This is a genomic window from Actinomadura sp. KC06, from assembly GCF_004348735.1.
GTDB lineage: Bacteria > Actinomycetota > Actinomycetes > Streptosporangiales > Streptosporangiaceae > Spirillospora.
Window position 1 is genome coordinate 1 of record NZ_SMKT01000390.1, and the last position, 1,247, is coordinate 1,247.

At 73.3% G+C, this 1,247-nt stretch carries 1 protein-coding gene; it reads left to right on the forward strand.

All coding sequences use genetic code 11. The annotated features are described in order from the left end of the window. Positions 1 to 43 precede the first annotated feature (43 nt). Positions 44 to 1,247 (forward strand): MlaD family protein (locus E1287_RS43270; protein WP_131971966.1); only part of this gene is annotated, 1,204 nt, incomplete at its 3' end.

Consider the following 1,247-nt stretch of genomic DNA (forward strand, 5'->3'; position numbering starts at 1 on the left):
GAGCCCGCGCTGCCGCTGCCGACGCTCGGGGAGGGGAACTGACATGCTGACCGCGGTCACCCGCGTCAAGATCGTCGCGTTCGTCCTCATCGCGGCCCTGGTGGTCGGCTACCTCGGCGTCAACTACGCCGATCTCGGGCGCTACGTCGGGATGCGGGGGTACTACACCGTCCGGCTCGACCTGGCGACCACCGGCGGGCTGTTCGAGGGCTCCGCCGTCTCGTACCGGGGCGTGACCGTCGGCAAGGTCGGCAAGCTCGACCTGTCGGACGACGGCGTCATCGCCGAGCTGCGCATCGACGAATCGGCCCCGAAGATCCCGAAGAACCTGCGGGCGGTCGTCGCGAACCGCTCCGCCGTGGGCGAGCAGTACGTCGACCTGCGTCCGGGCGCCGACTCCGGGCCGTATCTGGCGCAGGGGTCCACGATCCCGCGCAGCGTCACCGTGACCCCGGCGCCGGTGAACGAGACGCTGAAGAGCGTCAACGACCTCGCCGCGTCGCTCCCGCTGAACGACACCAAGGTCCTGATCGACGAGCTGGGGCTCGCGTTCGCCGGGCAGGGCCCGCACCTCCAGCAGCTCCTCGACACCAGCTCGCGGTTCGTGGAGGCGTCCGACCGGGCGTTCCCCGACTCCCGCGCGCTGATCCACAACGGCGCGGCGGTGCTGCGGACGCAGAACGAGATGTCGGCGGCGTTCAAGTCGTTCGCGTCCAGTTCCCGCCTGCTGGCCGCGCGGCTCCGCGCGTCCGACGGCGACCTGCGCCAGGTCATCGAGTACGGGCCCGGGGCGGCGAGCGCCCTGTCCGGCCTGCTCGACGACCTCGATCCGGGCCTCGGCGTGCTGCTGGCCAACCTCCTGACGACCGCGCGCGTGGCGGCGCCGCGCCAGGCCGGTATCGAGGAACTGCTCGTCAACCTGCCGAAGGTCGCGGCCGTGGGCTCCACTATCGTGGCCGGCGGCAAGATCCGGCTGGGCCTGGTGACCACGTTCTTCAACCCGCAGCCCTGCACCCGCGGCTACGGCGGGACGCACTACCGCAACGGCCTCGACCTGTCGCCCGCGCCGGCGTTCAACACCCGCGCCCGTTGCACCGAGCCGCCCGGCAGGGGCATCAACGTGCGCGGCACGGCGAACGCGCCGCGCAAGGGCGTCCCGGCGCCCGCCAGGCCGGGTACGCTCGGCGGCACCCCGACCGGCGACCTGCTCGCCGCGCTCGGGCTGCCCGGCACCGGCGCCCCCGCCC